The organism is Brucella sp. H1_1004 (genome assembly GCF_047308065.1).
Taxonomy (GTDB): domain Bacteria; phylum Pseudomonadota; class Alphaproteobacteria; order Rhizobiales; family Rhizobiaceae; genus Brucella; species Brucella pseudogrignonensis_B.
Map to the genome: position 1 here is coordinate 1,281,942 of NZ_JAYKZA010000001.1, position 18,182 is coordinate 1,300,123.

Genomic DNA, 18,182 nt, shown 5'->3' on the forward strand with positions numbered 1-18,182 from the left:
TTCATATCGATATAGTGACGGTTGATAGGGGCAACTGTCGGGGCAAATATGGCGGATATTATTTCGAATATTAGCGTCTGTAGAAACGCAGGAATTCTCGAAGAAAGAAATGGCCGTTCGGAAAGCCTTGGCTTCCGAAAATACAATCTCATTTACGGCTTCAATGGTGCAGGTAAGAGTACCTTGTCCAGGCTTTTCTCATCTTTAGAAATCGGAGAAAGGCACACTAAACTGCCTAAGGACTGTGCCTTCGAGATGAGCTTGAGCGACGGCACTACATATGGCATCCCCGCCAATCCGAAAGGGCTGGAACGACGGGTGACAGTCTTCAATAGTGACTTCGCCGAAAACAATTTCCAGTGGGTTCATGGAACGGCGCGACCGATTTTTCTCATCGGCAGAGACCAGGCTGATGCTCATAAAGAATTGGGAAATATTGAGAAACATATCCTCGAACTAAAGGGCCGATTTGCAACCGCCAAAACATCTGAACAGCATGCTCTCAAAGCCCTAACTGCATTCAAGCGTGACCGGGCGAAGCTAACGGCAGATCGTCTGAATCTCGGTGGCCGCAAGTATGAAGCGCCCCAGCTCACAAAAGATTATGAGAAATGGCCAGCGGCAGATACGCCTGTAATCTCGGTAGACGCCCTGAGAACAGCCGAAGATCTGAGACGAGCATCCGAGCCAATGGCTCCAATTCCAGAGATTCGTTTCGATAGCACGACAGTGCCAGCTGCATTCCGCTTCATTCGAGACATGTGCGTACAATCCCTCGGTACCGTCGCACTTAAGGAAGTCGAGAATTATCCGGATGCATTGCTTTGGATCAAGCAGGGACATGAACTACACACGAAGCACGACCTCTCGGTATGTCTTTTATGCGGGAACCAGTTAACACCCGAACGTCGTGACGTTCTGCGCATCGCGTTGGACTCAACTATCGATCAGTTTATAGATCGTCTCTCCAAAACCTCGTCAAAATTGAATTTCGTAATCGATATTCTATCTGAACTTCGCGACCATTCCCCTCGCGCTGACTCCTTATATTCAAACCAAATCGACCAATACAAATCGCACAGAGCGGACTTTGATGAAAAACTAAAAGAAACATTGAGAGTCTTGCGACTTCTTAGAGAACTTCTCGATCAAAAAATTGCCGCCCCAGCGAATCCTGTAGATATATCGCATCTGCCCGAAGCAAATGAAATTGAAACCATCAACGATCAATTGTCGGCTTCGGTATCCTCGTTGAACGTGATGATTGCTGAACACAACAAAACTGTTAACGGGTTTAAGCAAGCCAAAGAAGACGCTGAAATTACAATTCGCAAGCATTTTATCGGTGCTTGTAGAGCTGATTTCGACATAAATGTTAATGCAGTCAGCGAGGCGATTGAGTCTCGGGAAGCGATAGAACGCACGCTCGCTGAGGCTCAAACCAAAGCCGAGAATCTCCGACAGGCCATCCGTACTCATGGTCCAGCGGCAGAAGCTATCAATAAACTCGTGAAGTCATACCTTGGTCATGGGGAGCTTACGATCCACCCTATTGAAGAAGGTTATGAGGTTCGCCGTCACGGAACGGTGATCGAAGGATTACCTAGCGAGGGTGAGAAAACTGCGATCTCGATAGCATACTTTCTCTCAACCATTGAAGCAGACGGCAAGGCTTTCAAAGATGCCATCGTCGTAGTCGACGATCCGGTGTCCAGTCTGGATACGAAAGCCCTGAATTTTGCGTGTTCATTAATTCGCACACGGCTATCCGGCGTCTCTCAGCTTTTCGTGCTTACACACAATCAGCAATGTATGAATGAGTTCAGAAAAGCGTGGAAGAAGGGAGCAGAAGCAAGAGATGGTAAACAACCGACCACTTCCTTACATTTTCTTGATGTCAAAATTGCGCGAGATAGTTCGAGGCGTTCTTCAAAAATAGTTCCATTACCAACGCTGCTGCGCGAATACGATTCGGAGTATCATTTCCTTTTTGGGCAGGTACTTCGTTTCCGCAATGCAGGCGAAGAGCATTTTGAACATGGCTACATGATGCCGAACGTACTTCGTCGAGTTTTGGATGTTTTCCTAGCGTTCAAATGTCCTGGAAACTCGGGACTTACAGGAAAAATCGACCAGATATGCAAGGCACATCCTGAATTGGACCGGGATCGCATCATAGCATTAGAACGACTGACGCAAGTTGAATCCCATTCAGATAGCCTCGATGATCTTATATCTTTCTCTTCGATGACAATCGAAGAAACACGCGATGCCGCAAACGCGTTAATTGTTATGATGGATCATGTAGATAAGTCGCATCTTAAAGCTTTAAATAGACTGTGCAGCTAGAACATAATACCAGAGTAGAACCGTCAAAAATTTCCAGAAAGCTGAAACTTGAAATTTTATCTATTCAACAAAATTTCTTCTTCTGGTACTCTACTTAATCTTTCGGTGGCAAGAAATGCTAACGTAGTCTTAGCTTCCTGTATCTTTTGTAAATCCTCCGTCATATAATACAAACCACAATGAGGGTGACTCTGGTCACGAAACGATATTATATCTTGCGGTTCATCATTTATGTCGCTGAGACATTCTTCGACATCAAGTAACGCAATAAATCCCTTTAGTTTACCTGAGAATTTTTTCGATAAGTCATTACAAGCGCATTGAACGTGCTCGTCATCAGAACTACCCGTAGTCATAGAAAAGGAAACATACACTTCTGGTGGAGTTCTATCTCGCAAATCAAAAGCAATAGCCAAGACACCACAATTCTGGTCTACCCACGTTTTTTTTATCAATCTTGACGTCGTACCACTAAAAATCGTGGAAAATGAAATCACATCACCCACAGCATCCTCAGAATTTTCTTAAAGTTAATAAAGTCGCGTTTATCTTTGATCTTTGCGGTACCAGCAATTTTTACCAATTTTTGGCCCCGACCAACAAAAGAGTAGTGAATCTCGCCCTTACCTGTAACTAAAGCAGTGAGAATTTCATTATTGCTAGAGCGAAATCCGAGATTTACAAACCCAGTATCGGCATCAATAGACACGTTGTGCAGATAGCGACGAACTGACGGGATTAAGTATAAGTAATTCCTCGCAGAATCTTCCGATAATATTATATCGGTACCCCGAACTTCTGACTGAAAATCAGCAATTGCACCGCAGAGATTCTTGAGTAACCGAACAGTGACGTCGTATGACACGTCATCAGTTACTGTTGCATCAATTATACGATCACTGACAAAATCGAACTTTATTCGGTCCACAAAATCACACCAAGCCGCCATCTTTTCCGCTTGAAAAGAAGAAGACCTATTCTTATATTCTGCAACATCTAGACTTATTAAATTTTCGGATTCAATATAACTCAACAATCTTCTTTGAGAGTCGTAAATATTCACATTCTCCTCTAAGGGAGAAACACTAATTAATGAAACAAAATTACTTTTCTTCATCTTCATCTTCGAAGGCCTCTAACAATCCATCGGCAAGCTTTATTGCCTGCTCCCGCAGCATAGCTACTGAAGAAATAATGATTGGAGGCTCTGAACCGTCTAAAAAATCTATTACCACAGCTTCTTTGGCAACTCGGCGAACACCTAATCCAAAAGGAAATACTGTTGGACTCTCTTGTATATACCTTTGCGCTCTCTTCTTTGTAGTCTTATTCATATCTGCCTCTCTATAACGGCTCCAAATTAACTAGTTTGTCAAATAACTAAAGTAAGCACTTAAAATCATGCGTCCTTATATTCAGACTACTTGATATTACGTGGTCTTTTTGTAAATTACAAACCCTTTATCGAACCTCGGTGTCCAATAGCACGTACGTCAGCATCGGTACATCGCTCCACGCTAGCTGACGCGAACGAAGACAACCTTTACCGTCACAGTTTCAGTTCCGGCCCCTTTTAGAAACAGCGTTTCTGGACCTGCTTTGCCACCGTTGGCGACCATTGTCAGATCATGAGCACTTCATCAGCCGCATCATTTTTTACAACAGGAAAGTCTGTGATTTTCAAACAGCGACAACTCATCCACTGTAGATTGAAAATCCAGCTAGACTCCTGCCCATGATTGTTACATTTATTGGTTATAATTGGGTGGGTTAGATCATGGATCAGCAGCGTTCGGAATCGGCCAGTTCGGTCGAAAATTCCGCTTTTTCAGGTAGTTTATCAGTCGAAGACAAGATCGAACGAGCTCGAACAGAGCTTTTAGATCTTTCAGCTCGAAATCGCTTGTTGAACGTGCCGCGTTTTTCCAAGAGCGCAAAGACGGTCGATATCATTGATGAGAAAGCGGCAGAAGTATTTCGTATTCTCGTGACCGAAGGAAAGGCAATGACCTTCCTTGCAGGCGCGAAAGGACGCGAGAAGACCGGAGAGGATGCTGATGGCGAAGAGCTTATAGAGCTCGCACTGCCAGACGATGACGAGCGCGATGAACAAGGCAAGCTGGTCCGGCACGGTGATACCAAGCTACAGACCAAGATGACGCCGAATGCTTTGCAGAAACGTCTGCTGGACCTCTATTTCGACGCGCGCACACTCGAAGAAGAGCAAGGCGTCAATATTCTATTTCTTGGTCTCGGAACGCTGAAATGGATCGACCCCAACAATAAAGAGAATATACGATATGCTCCTTTGATATTGGTGCCGGTCATATTGGAACGCGGAACCGCCGGTGAACGCTTTAAGCTCCGGGCACGGCAAGAAGATTTCTCATCCAATCTGTCCTTGGAAGCCCTACTTGATCGTGTCCATTCGATCAAAATGCCCGAGTTCGAGGCAACAGACGATTTTTCATTTGAAGATTACGCGCAGAGAATTGCCTCTTGTATCGCGGTTAAGCCGGATTGGTCAGTACAGCCTGACGACATCGTTCTTGGCTTCTTTTCATTCGCCAAATTTCTGATGTATCGGGATCTCGATCCTGCTCTATGGCCAACCCACGCCAAGTTTACAGATACGCCTCTTATTAGATCTCTCGTCTCTGATGGATTTGAACGCGATGACGACCTGATTTCTGACGAGGCTAATATTGATGCCGTCATCCAGCCATCTGAGATGACCCATATCGTCGATGCCGACAGCTCGCAGTCAGCGGCAATTCATGAGGTCAAACGAGGTAAAAACCTTGTGATTCAAGGGCCTCCCGGAACAGGGAAGTCGCAGACAATTGCCAATATTATTGCCTCGGCAGTTGCTGATGGGAAAACGGTACTGTTTGTAGCTGAAAAGATGGCGGCGCTGGAGGTGGTGAAACGCCGCTTGGACGCCGCTGGTGTCGGCGAAGCCTGCCTTGAATTGCACAGCAATAAGGCGAACAAGAAAGCCGTTCTGCACGATCTTCAAAAAACTTGGGATCTAGGTTCGCCACGAGGAAATTTCGATGGCGCGATAGATACTGTCCTGCTCGATCTTCGTGACAGGCTCAACGATCATCCCAAGAGGCTACACCGCCTGTATGAACCATATCGACTTTCAGCATATACGGTCATCGGCCATCTGTCTCGGCTTCGTAGGGAGGGAATGGCACCGTCAGATATCGAGCTTCATAACGCGATAGAGTGGACACCTGGTCATCGTGACGAAGTGTCGAATTTGCTTATGGAGCTCGCCGAACGCATTCGCGACATTGGACTGCCTTCTCAACATCCTTGGCGTGGTGTCGGCATAACGGGTATCTCACCTCTCGATCTTGAACGACTAGCCGTACGCATCCAGAACTCAAGCACAGCATTCGCGGAATTGCTCGAAAGGATGCAAGAAACGACGACGACGCTTCAGCGTGCGGATGTCATCGATCTTCAGGATTATCAGAACTGCTGGAAGCTTGCAGACCGACTCGCTAGCTGTCCCGATACCATTTCGAATGACGCGCTTTCAAATGATGTATGGGCGCGTTCGATCAATGACATCGCTTCCTTAGTTCAAGATGGCAAGAAGTTAGCGAATGTTGCTGAAAGAATTAATGAAATCTTAAGATCGGAAGCTTGGGGATCTGAACCTGCAGGACTCGTTTCGCAGTTCTCGCGAGTACCTGCAAATTTCTCCGATGCAGCTTTTACGACCGTTGAACAATTAAGAACCCTTCTGCCGCGATTGCTGACAGCGGTGCGATCATTGCAAGCGCTGCTCGGGATAGACGACATAGGCTCGTTGGCTTCGATTGAGCGGATGGTGGTAATCGGCCAACGTGTGGCGAATGCCCCGGATGCAAGCCCAGACGCGTTTGTTGCAGCTATTTGGGAACGAGGACTCGATCAGGCAGGTGATCTTGCTGAAGCCGTAGCCACACTACAAGATGCGCGATCAGAACTCACAGGAAAGGTTACCGATCACGCCTGGGAAGTCGATCTCGTTGCGGCGAGAACCGCTTTGGCGGTTCACGGAAAGAGAATGCTCAAATTCCTGAGCGGGGATTGGCGTTCTGCCCGATCATTGCTCAAAACGGTATTGGTTGGTGAGCCTTCCGTCGACGAAACGTTGCGTATTCTCGACTTGCTTCAGAAGGGCAAGCAGGCCAGATCGACTATACGAGACGGAGATGCTCTTGGCCGTTCCGCCTTTGGAGCTGACTGGCGCGGTGAGAAGACAGACCCCAAGCCACTTGAAGATCTGGTGCTTTGGATGCGTAGCCTGCGGGGTGTCAGCACTGAGGCGCGGCAGATCGCAAGCCGTCTTTCGAACAAAGCCGCAGTTGGCACTAGCGCAGAACAAGTACAAGGCATCTTGGAAGAAGCCCGCAGACTGACTCATGCTCTCTGGCTGGAACTGTCTGATAGGACGCAGATTCTCTTCCCTGGCGCTACCGGAGCAGAAGACGCACGTTTATCGCAAGTCCTTAGATTGGTGGATGAGCTCGGCCAAGCTGAGCAGGAAGCCAAGACGCTCCTTAAGCGCGATCTGGCGACTGCAGGCGAACGTTCGAAAATTTTCCAAGTGTTAGGTCTCGCCCTTGATCTGAAAGCAAAAGTCGACGGTCAGGGAACGCTTTTAGCTTCAGCATTTGGTCAACGTTGGGAGGGCATTGGATCCGATTGGGATGCACTCTCTCTTCTGGTCGATTGGGTTCAGCAAAATGCAGACATACGTCCTTTAGCTGCGACAATAGCTGATCGGGGAGACCTGGCCAGAAAAACGGGAGCGACGCTTGACGATGCCGGTACCTGGGTCGGCGAATTCTCAGTGATCCTTGATTACCTACAGACCGATCCGGAAACACTTTTTGGAACCAACAGGATTGAGGAAATTCCCTACTCCGAGTTGCAGGAGCGGTTGCGAGTTTGGTTGAAATCACGGGAACAGCTTTCCAAATGGACCGCCTACCGTAATCGCGCCAATGCCGCAAATGATGCAGGCGCAGAGCTAATTGTTGAACGTCTGGAAGACGGTCGTGTCACTCCAGACGGCGTAATGTCATATTTTGAGATGGCATTTTACGAAGCCATCCTACGTGATCAACATACACACGATCCGGAGCTAGCTCGTTTCGACGGCGAGGTCCATGGAAGGCTGGTAAATGAATTCGCGCGCCTTGACATGGACAGGATGGGACTGTCGCGACTGGAAGTCGTTCGTTCACACCATAAACGTATTCCCGGCAAGAGCGGTGTTGGCCCCGTAGGTGTCCTCAGATCTGAAATGGCTCGTCGCCGTGGTCATATGCCAATTCGTCAGCTGATGACGAGGGCAGCTCCAGCGATTCAAGCGCTGAAGCCGGTCTTTATGATGAGCCCGCTGTCCATTGCACAGTTTCTGCCACCTGCACAACTCACCTTCGATTTGCTCGTCATGGACGAAGCCAGTCAGATCCAACCTGTTGACGCCATTGGCGCTGTTGCCAGAGCACGGCAGGTTGTTGTTGTGGGCGACGAAAGACAGTTGCCGCCAACGCGCTTCTTCTCGAAGATGACTTCAAGCGGCTCAGAAGACGACGATGAACTTGAAGGCGCACAGGTTTCCGATATCGAGAGCATTCTCGGTCTGTTTTCTGCGCGTGGTCTGCCCGAGAAAATGTTGAGATGGCATTATCGTAGCCGTCACCAGTCACTCATCGCGGTTTCAAATAGCGAGTTTTACGAAAACAAGCTGTTTATCGTTCCCAGTCCATATACGCACGAAGCTGGAATGGGGCTCCGATTCCATCAAGTTCCAGGCGGAACCTTTGAAGAAGGCGTAAACAAAACCGAAGCCAAGGCCGTGGCCAAAGCTATCATCAAACATGCTCTTGAGAACCCTAACCTGTCATTGGGTGTTGCTGCTTTTTCGATCAAGCAACGCAGGGAAATACAGGACCAGCTTGAAATACTGCGTAGGCTTAACCCTGAAACCGAAGCCTTCTTTCATTCCCATCCAACAGAACCGTTCTTCATCAAGAACCTTGAAAACGTTCAGGGTGACGAACGTGATGTCATTTTCATTTCAGTGGCCTACGCCCGCAATGCCCAAGGCTACATGGGGATGAGGTTCGGCCCACTTGGAGCAGAGGGTGGTGAACGACGTTTGAATGTTTTGATTAGTCGCGCCAAGCAACGCTGTGAAGTCTACGCGTCCATAACCGATGAGGACATCGATTTGGAGCGCGCACGAGGCAAAGGCGTAGCTGCATTCAAGCTCTTCCTTCATTTTGCAAGAACCGGACGGCTTTCGCTTTCCAAGCGTACTGAACGCGAGATGGACAGCGTCTTTGAAGAACAGGTCGCAGCGGCATTGACCGAGCGCGGCTATCAAGTCCATCCGCAGGTGGGTATTGCGGGGTTCTTTATTGATCTTGCGGTCGCCGATGACGCCGTTCCTGGGCGGTATTTGCTCGGTATTGAATGCGACGGTGCAGCATATCATGACTCTCGTTCTGCTCGCGACCGTGATCGTTTGCGACAAGCTGTTCTCGAAGCGCATGGCTGGAATATTCATCGCATTTGGAGCACCGATTGGTTTCAGCGCCCAAATGCTGAGCTCGAAAAGCTGATTGCCGCGATAGAACGTGCGAAGGCCAATACACTTGAACTCGAAGGTGACACAGAGAAGAAGCGCAAAGCAGTCAATGTCGAGATCATCACCATTGATCGTGAGGACGTGACTGAAATCGGGCTATTGCCGAAGGATGTGATCGAAAACGCAACTCCCCTTTATAAGGAAGCGTCAATCACGCCAGCGATCCATGTCGAACTTCATGAAACGCCTATCGGCATTCTGGTTGAACACATTAAGGAAATTGTGGAGGTCGAAGGCCCTCTTCATCAAGACGAACTCGTCACTCGGCTCAGAAGCGCGTGGGGATTACAAAGAGCAGGCCAGCGCATCAACAGCCACGTAACCGTGGCAATATCGGCGGCCGCCCGAAACAAGCACATCAACATCGAAGGCCAATTCCTGCTATGGCCAAATGCTGAAATCAAGCTTCGTGATCGAAGTGAAGTTGCCTCGCTCAGTTTGCGTCGTCTCGATATGCTACCTCCAATGGAGATCGATCAGGGACTTCGACAATTGGTCGAGGCGAGCTTCGGTGCAACGCCAGATGAAGCGACCAATGCGATTTCCAGAGCGCTTGGGTTCAAATCAACAAGTGGTCAATTGAGGGAGCAGATCCAAGCGAGAATTGGTTATTTGAAAAAAGCCAATATACTTGAGGAACGAGATGGGCTTCTCACACTCAAGACAGCTTAAAACCGAAGAAACTCCGCGCTTGCTTCTGCCCCGATTGCGGCAGAAGCAAGCGCTCTTAACGTCGCATCAGTTATTTGGTTTCTGGATCGCTTTGAAGGCTATCGCTTGGCAATGTTTTCGGGCGTCAGTTCTGAACCGTTTAAGTTTCTAAGCGCTGACGGGATTCAGAGGGGTAATTTTTACGTGGGGGCAAAATGCAAAAATATTTAGCTTTTGTCGCGATCCTAATCGCGGCTCTGTCGTTTTCCAATTTCGCGGATGCGCGCAATACACCCTGTTCTGGGAAGAAGGGCGGCGTTGCGCGTTGTACCGCCGATGGCAAGTTTCTCTGTCAGGATGGCTCAATCAGTAAATCCAAGCGACTGTGCACTAGAAAGTAGCAGTCGTATGGTTCGAATGATAATGGCCGCGCTTCTCAGTGTAGAGGCTGTAGCAGCTCATGCCGCTGATATAACTGGACGCGCCTCAGTGATCGATGGTGATACAATCGATATACATGGCGCGCGCATTCGACTGAGCGGGATCGACGCCCCAGAAAGCACGCAGACCTGTAAGAATATGGAAGGCAAGTTATATCGTTGCGGACAGAAGGCGGCCCTAAAACTGGATGCATTCATTCAGGATGCACAGCCGGTCACTTGTTTCCCAGTGAATCGAGATCGGTACGGCCGAACCGTTGCGACATGCCAAACAAGCCAAGGCCAAGACATCGCCGCATGGTTGGTCGAGAACGGTCTCGCATTGGATTGGCCAGTTTATTCCAAGGGAGCATACGAACACGTGCAAGACATTGCTATGCGAACCTCTTCAGGCCTTTGGCAAGGTGACTTCATTGTGCCATGGGAATGGCGAAAACTGCCGAAAGCACAGCGTCGATGAGCCATGGAAACTCAATGAAATCGAGCAGGATTATATACGCCATCGGCGATGTGCACGGGCGTGCAGATTTGCTGGAAAGGATGCTGGATCAAATTCAGACTGATGCTGATCAGCGAGCGGTCGAGTATCGCATTATCTTTTTAGGAGACATCATTGATCGCGGTCCTGATAGCAGGAGGGCGATGGACTTGGTACATGCAACGCTTAACGCGTCCCCGGATAGCCGCCTGATATTGGGCAACCACGAGGAATTCTTCCTACGGGTCCTCGATTGCAGCCAAGAGAGTGAACGTGTGCTGGACCACTGGTTACGTAAAGGCGGCCACGAGACGCTAGCGTCATATGGTCTTCTCGATTGCAATGACGTCACGCAATTGGCCGAGGAATTCAACAAACGTTTTCCTCATCATGTAGCAATGATGCGACAAGCTGAGAACCTTATTATCGATGGAAACTATGCGTTCGTCCATGCAGGCGTTCGACCGAACGTTCCTTTGAAAGAACAACAGGAAAAAGACTTGCGCTGGATCAGGGACGAGTTCCTCAACCATATGGATGCTCATGAGAAGATCGTTGTCCATGGTCATACAGTTACTGCATCGCGTAGGCCGGAAGTTTATTCAAACAGAATAGCACTGGACACAGGAGCCTATCAGAGTGGAATACTAGCTTCGGCGATAGTCGACCCAGTCGGGAGGCTAGAAAATGTAAGCCTTTTTATGGCGATGACTGACTGCATCCCCAAAGAGTCAGTAGAGATATAATTAGCGCTCTAACAACGTTGAGTTCGCTATCCATCCACTATTCTGATTATCAATCTGCACGCGGCTCCATCTTCCCTTTATTTCCAACACAGAAACCTCAGCATCCTTCGGAAGGACTTTCAATACATCAAAAGTCGTCCCAGGACCTTTCCTCAGATTGACTGCCGTCGTCGTATAACGTGTGGAAGCTTTTTCCGTTTCGGTGTCAGTTTTTACCGAGATACCTGCAGGAGCGTTAATAGGGAGCGTTTCCGTATTTTTATTAGGCAGCAATTGTGGTGCCATATCCACCTCTTGAGGAGACGAGATGTTCGGCTCAGACCCCTGTCCCATGGAAGGTGAAGATATACTTGTCGTGCGACTAACAGAATTTGTGTCCGTTTGGCGGCTGCCGAATTCGAAAAAACGCAGTACAAAAAAGCTAGCCACCAGTCCTATCAAGACATACGCAATAGTCCTGAAATGATTGCGCTTGATCGCAGGCTCGTCAGGCACAATCGCGCTGCGGACGTCACCTTCAATTACAGGGGGAGCAACGGTTTTACGACCGCGAGGTAGCTCCGCCAACAGATTACAGCCGTCGGCAAACTGCTCAATGAGACCTGTTTTTGAAAACTCGACTAGTTCGTTGATACCACTGTTGCTCTTGAAGTGAACGGATTCGTAAAGGCAGATCGGAATTTGTCTGTTGTCTTTAAAGCGACGGTCTGGTCCACCATTTTTATTGGGATACTTCCAGGTATGGCCGACAACCGTTGTATCGCTCGGTACACGTTCGGTTTCGATAAACCTTGAAGGCTGCCATCGCAAATTCAGATCAGCATACTGTACGGCACCGAATCGATTTCTATCTTGAACCAGAACGACATCGGGCATGAAGTACATAACCTGCCTACCGACATGAAGCGCAGGCGGAGTTATGTTGCTGTTAATAATTGAAGGCAGTTTATATGAGAGTGCGGTCGCTTTCCTGTTAACGAGATGGCTCGCACCTGCGTTTCGTTTCCAAGCGGTAAGCCCTTGCACTGCGCCGCCAGCCTCGATGTGCCATTTGGCGGCGCAACCACAAAGAGAATCAAATCCCTCAGTTAGACGCCTATAGCCCCTCTCCGCCTCCCCTTCGAGATCATAATAAAGCACCGTGGTACGTCGGTATGAATCAAGCCACTTACCTATCGCCCATCCAGGGAGTGCCAATAGGCTGAACAAAAGCGCAGTCCCTCCCCCGAGCGCAAGACCTGCCACGAACCCAACGCCGCCCAAAATCCAAGCCAAAGTGGTGGACATTCGCGATTGCGTAAACTTGGAATTGATTTCGTTGAGCAAATTTTCAAAGGATTCGTCACGCATATGCATAACGTCGCCAGATTCGATCTCAACCATGGTGACATCGGTGTCGAAATATGCCCCGACAGGAGGCCGTGCACTTTGCGTTAGCTCTGGCGAAGATCGCTTACGACCTGCGTTACCCAACGTAGCACGATAATATAGTCCTCCAGCGCCAGCATGGATGTAATGACCGCGCGGACCTGTTCCTATCCGGAGGCCTTTAACGCCTACAGAAACGCCGACACCGCCCTTTGAAAAATTGAAACGAAATGGCCCCGCAGAAACCGATTTTCTAATATAAAATGGCAACTGTTCCCCCAGTTCGCTTGCTCATATGTGTTTTGCTGGAAACCTATTGAAGATTTTGACCTATCTCCCGATAACAAGCGTCGACGGCCCCGACGTCGTAACGGTTTAATGGCTTCCAGGCCCGTCCCTTAAAATCGAAAAACTCGATCACACACTTGTCACGCTCGGTATCAGCCCATTGCGCGGCGATGAGGCGACTATCGCGCCGAAACATCAGCGACAAATACATGTTGTCTTCGCCACCGCGTGGAAAGCCCATTGGACGACCAGTATTGCTATCACTCACAATCACTGCCGAGCAGCCGGTCCCACAGCCAAATTGAATCAACGAATAGTGCCCCGCAAAATTGGGTCCGCCTTTGAGACCATTGCGAATTCGAGTTCGAAACGAATTGAAATCCTTATCGCGTCCCTTGAAGTCCGGCATCTTCGTTTTGCCCGAAAACCGCGCTTCGACGGGATATGCGCGGGGATCTGGAGCACTTACACGGGTGGCATTGGCTTGAACAGAATTCGAAGCCGACGATTGGCGTCCTTCGCATTGATGCCAGTTCATCTGATATCCGTATTCGCCGGGACGCCCATAGCACCAACCAACAGACGCGAGTTTGGCATCCAGCTTATCTCGTCGTCCGCAAGCTTTATGTGTTTCAGGAGAATCTCCCGATCCACCTCTGCATAATTGGTTTTCTGTATGCCACTGCGAGATTATTCGGGTGGGTTCGAATACGTTTTTGTCGAGTGTTATGACCTTCCCCGATTCAGAGACGATCCTATTCGTGCGTGGATCCCAGCCGAAAGCGAATTCGGCATCTCCGGACGAGGTCTTGCCAGAGAAGCTTCGCGCAAACCATTCGACGACACCTATGATCTGGCAATTATCCGTGCAGATGACCTTAACCGTGTCGGCTTTCGGGCTATAGGCGCGTTCGGGCCAACGCTCCACAAACTTGCGCTTCTCGTCAACGATGAACGATTTGGCCTGGACCTTGTCGTAAAATGTAACAAAGTCAGCATACGCGCTTTCAGCGAAGTTCATTGACTGGCTGTTCGACTGCGACCAGGTTTCGTAATAGCTCGTCAGAAAAGCGCGTGCTCTATCTTCTCTCGTGTCATTCTGCGGAGTAGTCTCCGCCACTGACGTCGGCTGGTCGGGTTGAGGAGTTGTTGCCACGGAGGGTGTCGATGCCGCAGTGGCTTCACCGCTCGTTGTTACTTTGAAGTCTTGCATCTCAGTCGCGGTCAGATAGCGCATATCGGTGCTCGGTACCGACAGACTGAGCTGCAGAAGCCTTGGATCGATGCCCATTTCAACGAGATAGGTAATGATGTGCGCTGTAACCCTTTGGACAGCGGCCACCGCACTTTGCCCGTCCAGTGTATGTTCAGGAGCAAACGATGACTGATGGACACCTATTGCACCCGGTTCCGCATGCCGATTGATACCACCAACAAACGCAAGAGCACACGCCGATGAGCATTCCATAGAACGTGCTTGCATGGTCGACAGACCAAGGGATCGGATCATTCGACCGTAAGCCATCGCGGAGATAATATTGCCGCCTCCACTTGAGAACGAGACAATCTTGGCACCCGTAGCGCCAACTTCGCGAGCAAACACACTTGGATCGTCGTTGGTAGAGAACTCGCCTTTCAAGACCAATGCCGGTGGTCCATCATCAAGTGGCACACGCTCAATAGTGATTTCCGCACGTGCGAATGTCGCAAGCGAAAGTATGGCGATGACATTTGCTATCAGGAAGCGAGTCAATTGCCATGAACCCATTACCGTTACTCACTTTACTTGGCTGAAATACGGAGAGCGTCAAGGGTTTCAGGCGTGATTGTTCCCGTAACCTTCAATCCATAATCGCCTTGAAGCCTTTGCAGCCCTGTTTTCATTGTTGGCCCCAGAAGCCCATCAATGTCACCGGTGTAATAGCCGTAGGCAAGCATCGCGAGTTGGACCTGTTTCACGACTTCCTTGAACTTATCGCTATTGCCAGGGAGCGTCTTTAGCGGCATCGCTGTGCCACCTGTCGCACCAGATCCAGATGGCGCTGATGGATAATATTGGGGCGACGGCGCAGGGGCAGTGTTAACAGGCGGATTATAAAGCGGTGCCGCATAACTCCGGGACGGCGCACTGTAAGAAGGCGCTCGATAGGAATAGCCGCCGGTTGAGGAACGGTGACTGCTATGTGACCGGTGTGAACTGTGGCTTCTGTGGCCAGCCAGAGTGTAGTCGTGGTCCATCCTGAAAACATCGAATAGAGATTTCGAGCTTCCTCCGTCATCTATGGACGGCTTTGGTGGCATTGCCACCGCTTCCGCTGGCAAGAACCCAGCGGCCAGCAAAGATGGAATTGCGAATACCTTCTTTTTCATAATACCCCCAACGCCCTGTAACCGTGATTACGCGGATGCCATTCAAAGAAGCCCCCACAAGCTTCCTTCATCGAACATCCATCACATTCCTCTAGAAAAGTCTTCTTCCAGTCCGAGATCGTAGCCGGAGCCAGCGATCTGTAAGCCACTGGCACAGTGCAGAGTGGAAAATTGTATAATTTTGCTTCCAGCCCTCGACTTTGGACGATGTTCAATGCCGTAGCTAGTCCCATAAATTGATCAGAACTGTCGAAGAATAGCGCGTCCCAATTTTTCCTGCCGTAACCAATGTTTTCCATCTGCATGATGGCCCAAACGTCAATAAAGGGCAGCATCGTTGTAATGAATCTCGCCAGTTCCGGCAGGTGCTCTGCGTTCGGGCCCATCAGCACGGTTCTGAGTTCGATCCGACATCCAGCACGTGCCATCAGCGCCAGATTTTTCTGCAACTGCTCGTAAGCCCCAGCTTTGCCGACGATCTCGTCATGCACGCAAGAATCTGCTGAATAAAGAGGGACGCCCCAAATTACACGACTGAGATCAATCTGGCTTAGAGCGGATAGATCCTCGTTAGCAAAATGCTGAGCATTTGTCAGAATGTGAAAGCTGATATCGGGCCGCTGTTGCATTACACGGCCGAGAAGTCCGAAAAGCTGAGCCTTGTACAGAGTTGGCTCACCACCCGACAATCCGATTACTGCGTTGCGCGGAGCCAACAATGCTGCGGCTTCGAAGTATGGAAACAAATCCACATGATGCTGTTTCGGGGGCTGGGAACACATCACGCAAAGCTGGTCACATCGCTCGGTAATTACGAACGTATTATGAGGCGAGTTTCTGCGAACAAGACGATCTGCGACACCCCTTCTCGGATTGACAAGGAGCACGTCCCCATTGAGATCAGAAGATAAAATGCCTGAGATTGTTACTCGGCCTGCCTTCCCTTCGAAGATGCTGTCGCCATCTGAATCTGCTACGAGAATTGCTTCGAAAGCTTCATCGACCCACGGCTCGTCCAACGGTCGATCTGCCCATAGTCTAACAACAAAGGGCTCCGACGCATCTGTCTTTGCTTTGATACGGAGCGGTATCATGTGTGCACCTCAACCATCTGAGGGCTCCAATCGGCGATACCGAGCCAATGTGCGACGGAAAATCGAATTGCTTCGTCATTGCTGTATAGAAACTTGAAAGCCTTATCGAAAATCGCAGTGTGGCGACCACAGAACCATGTTTCGTGCCGAGGGACATCAATACGACCATAGCGCGACAGATCATCGACGACATCAGTCCCGCAGAAAGGTTGATAGACGCAATGAATGCAATCTGGGTCGAAATTATTCAGCGACGAGACGTTGATAGCGGCAATCTTTGTGGAATCCAAGCCTGATGAGAGGTCACCTATGCTAAGATCAATCCGACAGATACGTGACAGCATTCGGGCTTCGTCGGTTGGATAAAATACGCCATCATGATCAATGACCAGATAGTCCGATGCGAAGAAGTTTGGATTTCGAAGGTCCACATGCTGATCTGATCCGGTGCGAAGGATACGCTTCAGACACTGACTGAAATAGTATTCTTCCAAAACCGATCCAGTTGCGAAATTGCGTTCGACCAGGCGATCAATGAAATCGGAATAAAGAGTATTCCAGCGTTGAAGCACGTCACCGCGCTGCTTCAGTTTACGGGCAAACCCCTGATAATTTATCGGCCGCAGGTAAATTGATCGAATGCCGAACTGTTCAAAGTTCGTAATTAAAGCTTCCAGATCAGGAGGATTATCGACATCAATGGTAGGCAATGCTGAAATCTTGCCTTCGGGAAAGCGCCGAACTGCCTCGTTCAGGTTCCTGAAGAACGCGTCCGTTTTTGATGCCTCATGCGTTCTTTGCCGTTGGTGAGTTTTACGATCTCCGTCGACGGACGTGCTTATAAAAGTGTCGTCTTCTGCCAGGAAGGACCATTCGCGCTCAGTCAAATTTTGCAGATTCGTGCAAACCACAATCTGAGCACTCTCGAAACGCTGTCGACAAAACGCCCTCACCTTTTCCAAGATATCCAACCGGAGCAATGGCTCTCCACCCTGAAATTCGATCTTGATCGAAGTAGTCGAAAGTTGGTTCAGAAACTGGAGAACAGCCTCAAGCGCTTCTTCATTCCAATCAAAGCCCTGCGCCGTCTCCGAAACGCGAGAAACCTGGCAATAGCCACAAGTCAGATTGCAGCGCAGTGTGGGGACGAGGATCAAATACGTCAGTTCACCCGCGACCGCCTGGCGTCGCGACCATCTATAAGCAAATGAAGTCCACGCAAGGTCGTTCTGTTCTTCAAATGCGTGGCCATTTGACTTCAAGAACGTCAAGTCGCGTTCGGCAAGATTGCCGTTTGCATAGCGATTCAGGAACGTCGCATCTGACTTAAAGAAGCCTCCCGCGTCGTCTGAGAATAAATATCCACTACCCGTATCTTTGAACTTTAGCGGCCAGACCTCTGTCATTTTATGACCGCTGACAGCAAGGATTTCCGCAACGAAAGCGTTTCGACGAGAATCTTCTCGCGATAGATCTGATGGGCTATAACGCTTCGAAAAGCTGGAACAGATTGCTCATCGATTTCTCGGACGGTTATTTTATCGCCATCCAGCGAGAAACTGACGTCTGGATACAGTCCCTGAAGCCTTAAAACAGCTGCTTCTGCGTAAGGTAAAAATGCTTCAGTGATTTCGCCGACCAATGATCGGGTTTCGCCACAAAATTGAAAATTCATATCGTCCCAGCCCAGAAACCATATTGCCTAGGTTCCAAGGTTGATCAAGCGGAAAACTG

13 protein-coding genes and 1 pseudogene are annotated in these 18,182 nt (G+C 49.3%); 4 read left to right on the plus strand and 10 right to left on the minus strand.

Annotated elements, in window-relative coordinates:
- Positions 1 to 48: 48 nt before the first annotated feature.
- Positions 49 to 2,349: an AAA family ATPase gene (locus U2P60_RS06140; protein ID WP_413571817.1), complete on the plus strand. Its 2,301-nt coding sequence runs from the start codon at positions 49 to 51 to the stop codon at positions 2,347 to 2,349.
- Positions 2,350 to 2,405: 56 nt separating this feature from the next.
- Here U2P60_RS06140 and U2P60_RS06145 read toward each other — a convergent pair whose 3' ends face one another.
- The 3 genes from U2P60_RS06145 to U2P60_RS06155 are packed head-to-tail and all read right to left on the minus strand — an operon-like array spanning position 2,406 to position 3,683.
- Positions 2,406 to 2,855, minus strand: a complete 450-nt coding sequence (locus tag U2P60_RS06145; RefSeq protein ID WP_413571818.1) for a hypothetical protein — start codon at positions 2,853 to 2,855, stop codon at positions 2,406 to 2,408.
- A complete protein-coding gene (locus U2P60_RS06150) occupies positions 2,843 to 3,466 on the minus strand; it encodes a hypothetical protein (protein ID WP_413571819.1) in 624 nt (207 codons plus the stop codon). Before U2P60_RS06150 ends, U2P60_RS06145 begins: the two co-directional genes overlap by 13 nt.
- Positions 3,453 to 3,683, minus strand: a complete 231-nt coding sequence (locus tag U2P60_RS06155; RefSeq protein WP_413571820.1) for a hypothetical protein — start codon at positions 3,681 to 3,683, stop codon at positions 3,453 to 3,455. The genes U2P60_RS06150 and U2P60_RS06155 overlap by 14 nt, the downstream gene beginning before the upstream one ends.
- A 443-nt stretch (positions 3,684 to 4,126) precedes the next feature.
- Between U2P60_RS06155 and U2P60_RS06160 the strand changes: the two genes are divergently transcribed.
- The 3 genes from U2P60_RS06160 to U2P60_RS06170 all read left to right on the plus strand — a co-directional run bounded on the left by U2P60_RS06160 (position 4,127) and on the right by U2P60_RS06170 (position 11,328).
- Complete coding sequence (locus tag U2P60_RS06160; protein WP_413571821.1) at positions 4,127 to 9,685, plus strand: DUF3320 domain-containing protein; 5,559 nt, start codon at positions 4,127 to 4,129, stop codon at positions 9,683 to 9,685.
- Positions 9,686 to 10,087: 402 nt separating this feature from the next.
- Positions 10,088 to 10,564 (plus strand): thermonuclease family protein, encoded by a 477-nt coding sequence (locus U2P60_RS06165; RefSeq protein ID WP_413571822.1) that lies wholly within the window; start codon positions 10,088 to 10,090, stop codon positions 10,562 to 10,564.
- Positions 10,525 to 11,328, plus strand: coding sequence for a metallophosphoesterase family protein (locus U2P60_RS06170; protein ID WP_413571823.1), 804 nt, complete (start codon positions 10,525 to 10,527; stop codon positions 11,326 to 11,328). The genes U2P60_RS06165 and U2P60_RS06170 overlap by 40 nt, the downstream gene beginning before the upstream one ends.
- Here U2P60_RS06170 and U2P60_RS06175 read toward each other — a convergent pair whose 3' ends face one another.
- The 7 genes and pseudogenes from U2P60_RS06175 to U2P60_RS06205 form a co-directional block, all read right to left on the minus strand.
- On the minus strand, positions 11,329 to 12,711 hold the full coding sequence (locus U2P60_RS06175) for an SH3 domain-containing protein (protein ID WP_413572008.1): 1,383 nt from the start codon (positions 12,709 to 12,711) through the stop codon (positions 11,329 to 11,331).
- 108 nt (positions 12,712 to 12,819) lie between these two features.
- A pseudogene (locus tag U2P60_RS06180) lies at positions 12,820 to 12,966 on the minus strand (DUF4236 domain-containing protein); the annotation flags it as partial.
- A 43-nt stretch (positions 12,967 to 13,009) separates the two neighbouring features.
- The gene (locus tag U2P60_RS06185; RefSeq protein WP_413571824.1) at positions 13,010 to 14,752 is read right to left on the minus strand and encodes a hypothetical protein; all 1,743 of its coding nucleotides are present in this window, start codon (positions 14,750 to 14,752) and stop codon (positions 13,010 to 13,012) included.
- A gap of 14 nt (positions 14,753 to 14,766) precedes the next feature.
- Positions 14,767 to 15,354 (minus strand): His-Xaa-Ser repeat protein HxsA, encoded by a 588-nt coding sequence (hxsA, locus tag U2P60_RS06190; protein WP_413571825.1) that lies wholly within the window; start codon positions 15,352 to 15,354, stop codon positions 14,767 to 14,769.
- Positions 15,351 to 16,373, minus strand: a complete 1,023-nt coding sequence (gene hxsC / locus U2P60_RS06195; RefSeq protein WP_413571826.1) for a His-Xaa-Ser system radical SAM maturase HxsC — start codon at positions 16,371 to 16,373, stop codon at positions 15,351 to 15,353. Before hxsC ends, hxsA begins: the two co-directional genes overlap by 4 nt.
- A 71-nt stretch (positions 16,374 to 16,444) precedes the next feature.
- Complete coding sequence (gene hxsB / locus U2P60_RS06200) at positions 16,445 to 17,854, minus strand: His-Xaa-Ser system radical SAM maturase HxsB (RefSeq protein ID WP_413571827.1); 1,410 nt, start codon at positions 17,852 to 17,854, stop codon at positions 16,445 to 16,447.
- Complete coding sequence (locus U2P60_RS06205) at positions 17,851 to 18,090, minus strand: hypothetical protein (protein WP_413571828.1); 240 nt, start codon at positions 18,088 to 18,090, stop codon at positions 17,851 to 17,853. The genes hxsB and U2P60_RS06205 overlap by 4 nt, the downstream gene beginning before the upstream one ends.
- Between the last annotated feature and the right edge of the window lie 92 nt (positions 18,091 to 18,182).

Excerpts from the sequence above, each read along its gene's own strand:
- U2P60_RS06140 (WP_413571817.1), top strand. The coding sequence starts at position 49 with ATGGCGGATATTATTTCGAATATTAGCGTCTGTAGAAACGCAGGAATT.
- U2P60_RS06150 (WP_413571819.1), bottom strand. The coding sequence starts at position 3,466 with ATGAAGAAAAGTAATTTTGTTTCATTAATTAGTGTTTCTCCCTTAGAG.
- U2P60_RS06155 (WP_413571820.1), bottom strand. The coding sequence starts at position 3,683 with ATGAATAAGACTACAAAGAAGAGAGCGCAAAGGTATATACAAGAGAGT.
- U2P60_RS06160 (WP_413571821.1), top strand. The coding sequence starts at position 4,127 with ATGGATCAGCAGCGTTCGGAATCGGCCAGTTCGGTCGAAAATTCCGCT.
- U2P60_RS06165 (WP_413571822.1), top strand. The coding sequence starts at position 10,088 with ATGGCCGCGCTTCTCAGTGTAGAGGCTGTAGCAGCTCATGCCGCTGAT.
- U2P60_RS06170 (WP_413571823.1), top strand. The coding sequence starts at position 10,525 with ATGGGAATGGCGAAAACTGCCGAAAGCACAGCGTCGATGAGCCATGGA.
- U2P60_RS06175 (WP_413572008.1), bottom strand. The coding sequence starts at position 12,711 with ATGGTTGAGATCGAATCTGGCGACGTTATGCATATGCGTGACGAATCC.
- U2P60_RS06185 (WP_413571824.1), bottom strand. The coding sequence starts at position 14,752 with ATGGGTTCATGGCAATTGACTCGCTTCCTGATAGCAAATGTCATCGCC.
- hxsA (WP_413571825.1), bottom strand. The coding sequence starts at position 15,354 with ATGAAAAAGAAGGTATTCGCAATTCCATCTTTGCTGGCCGCTGGGTTC.
- hxsB (WP_413571827.1), bottom strand. The coding sequence starts at position 17,854 with ATGACAGAGGTCTGGCCGCTAAAGTTCAAAGATACGGGTAGTGGATAT.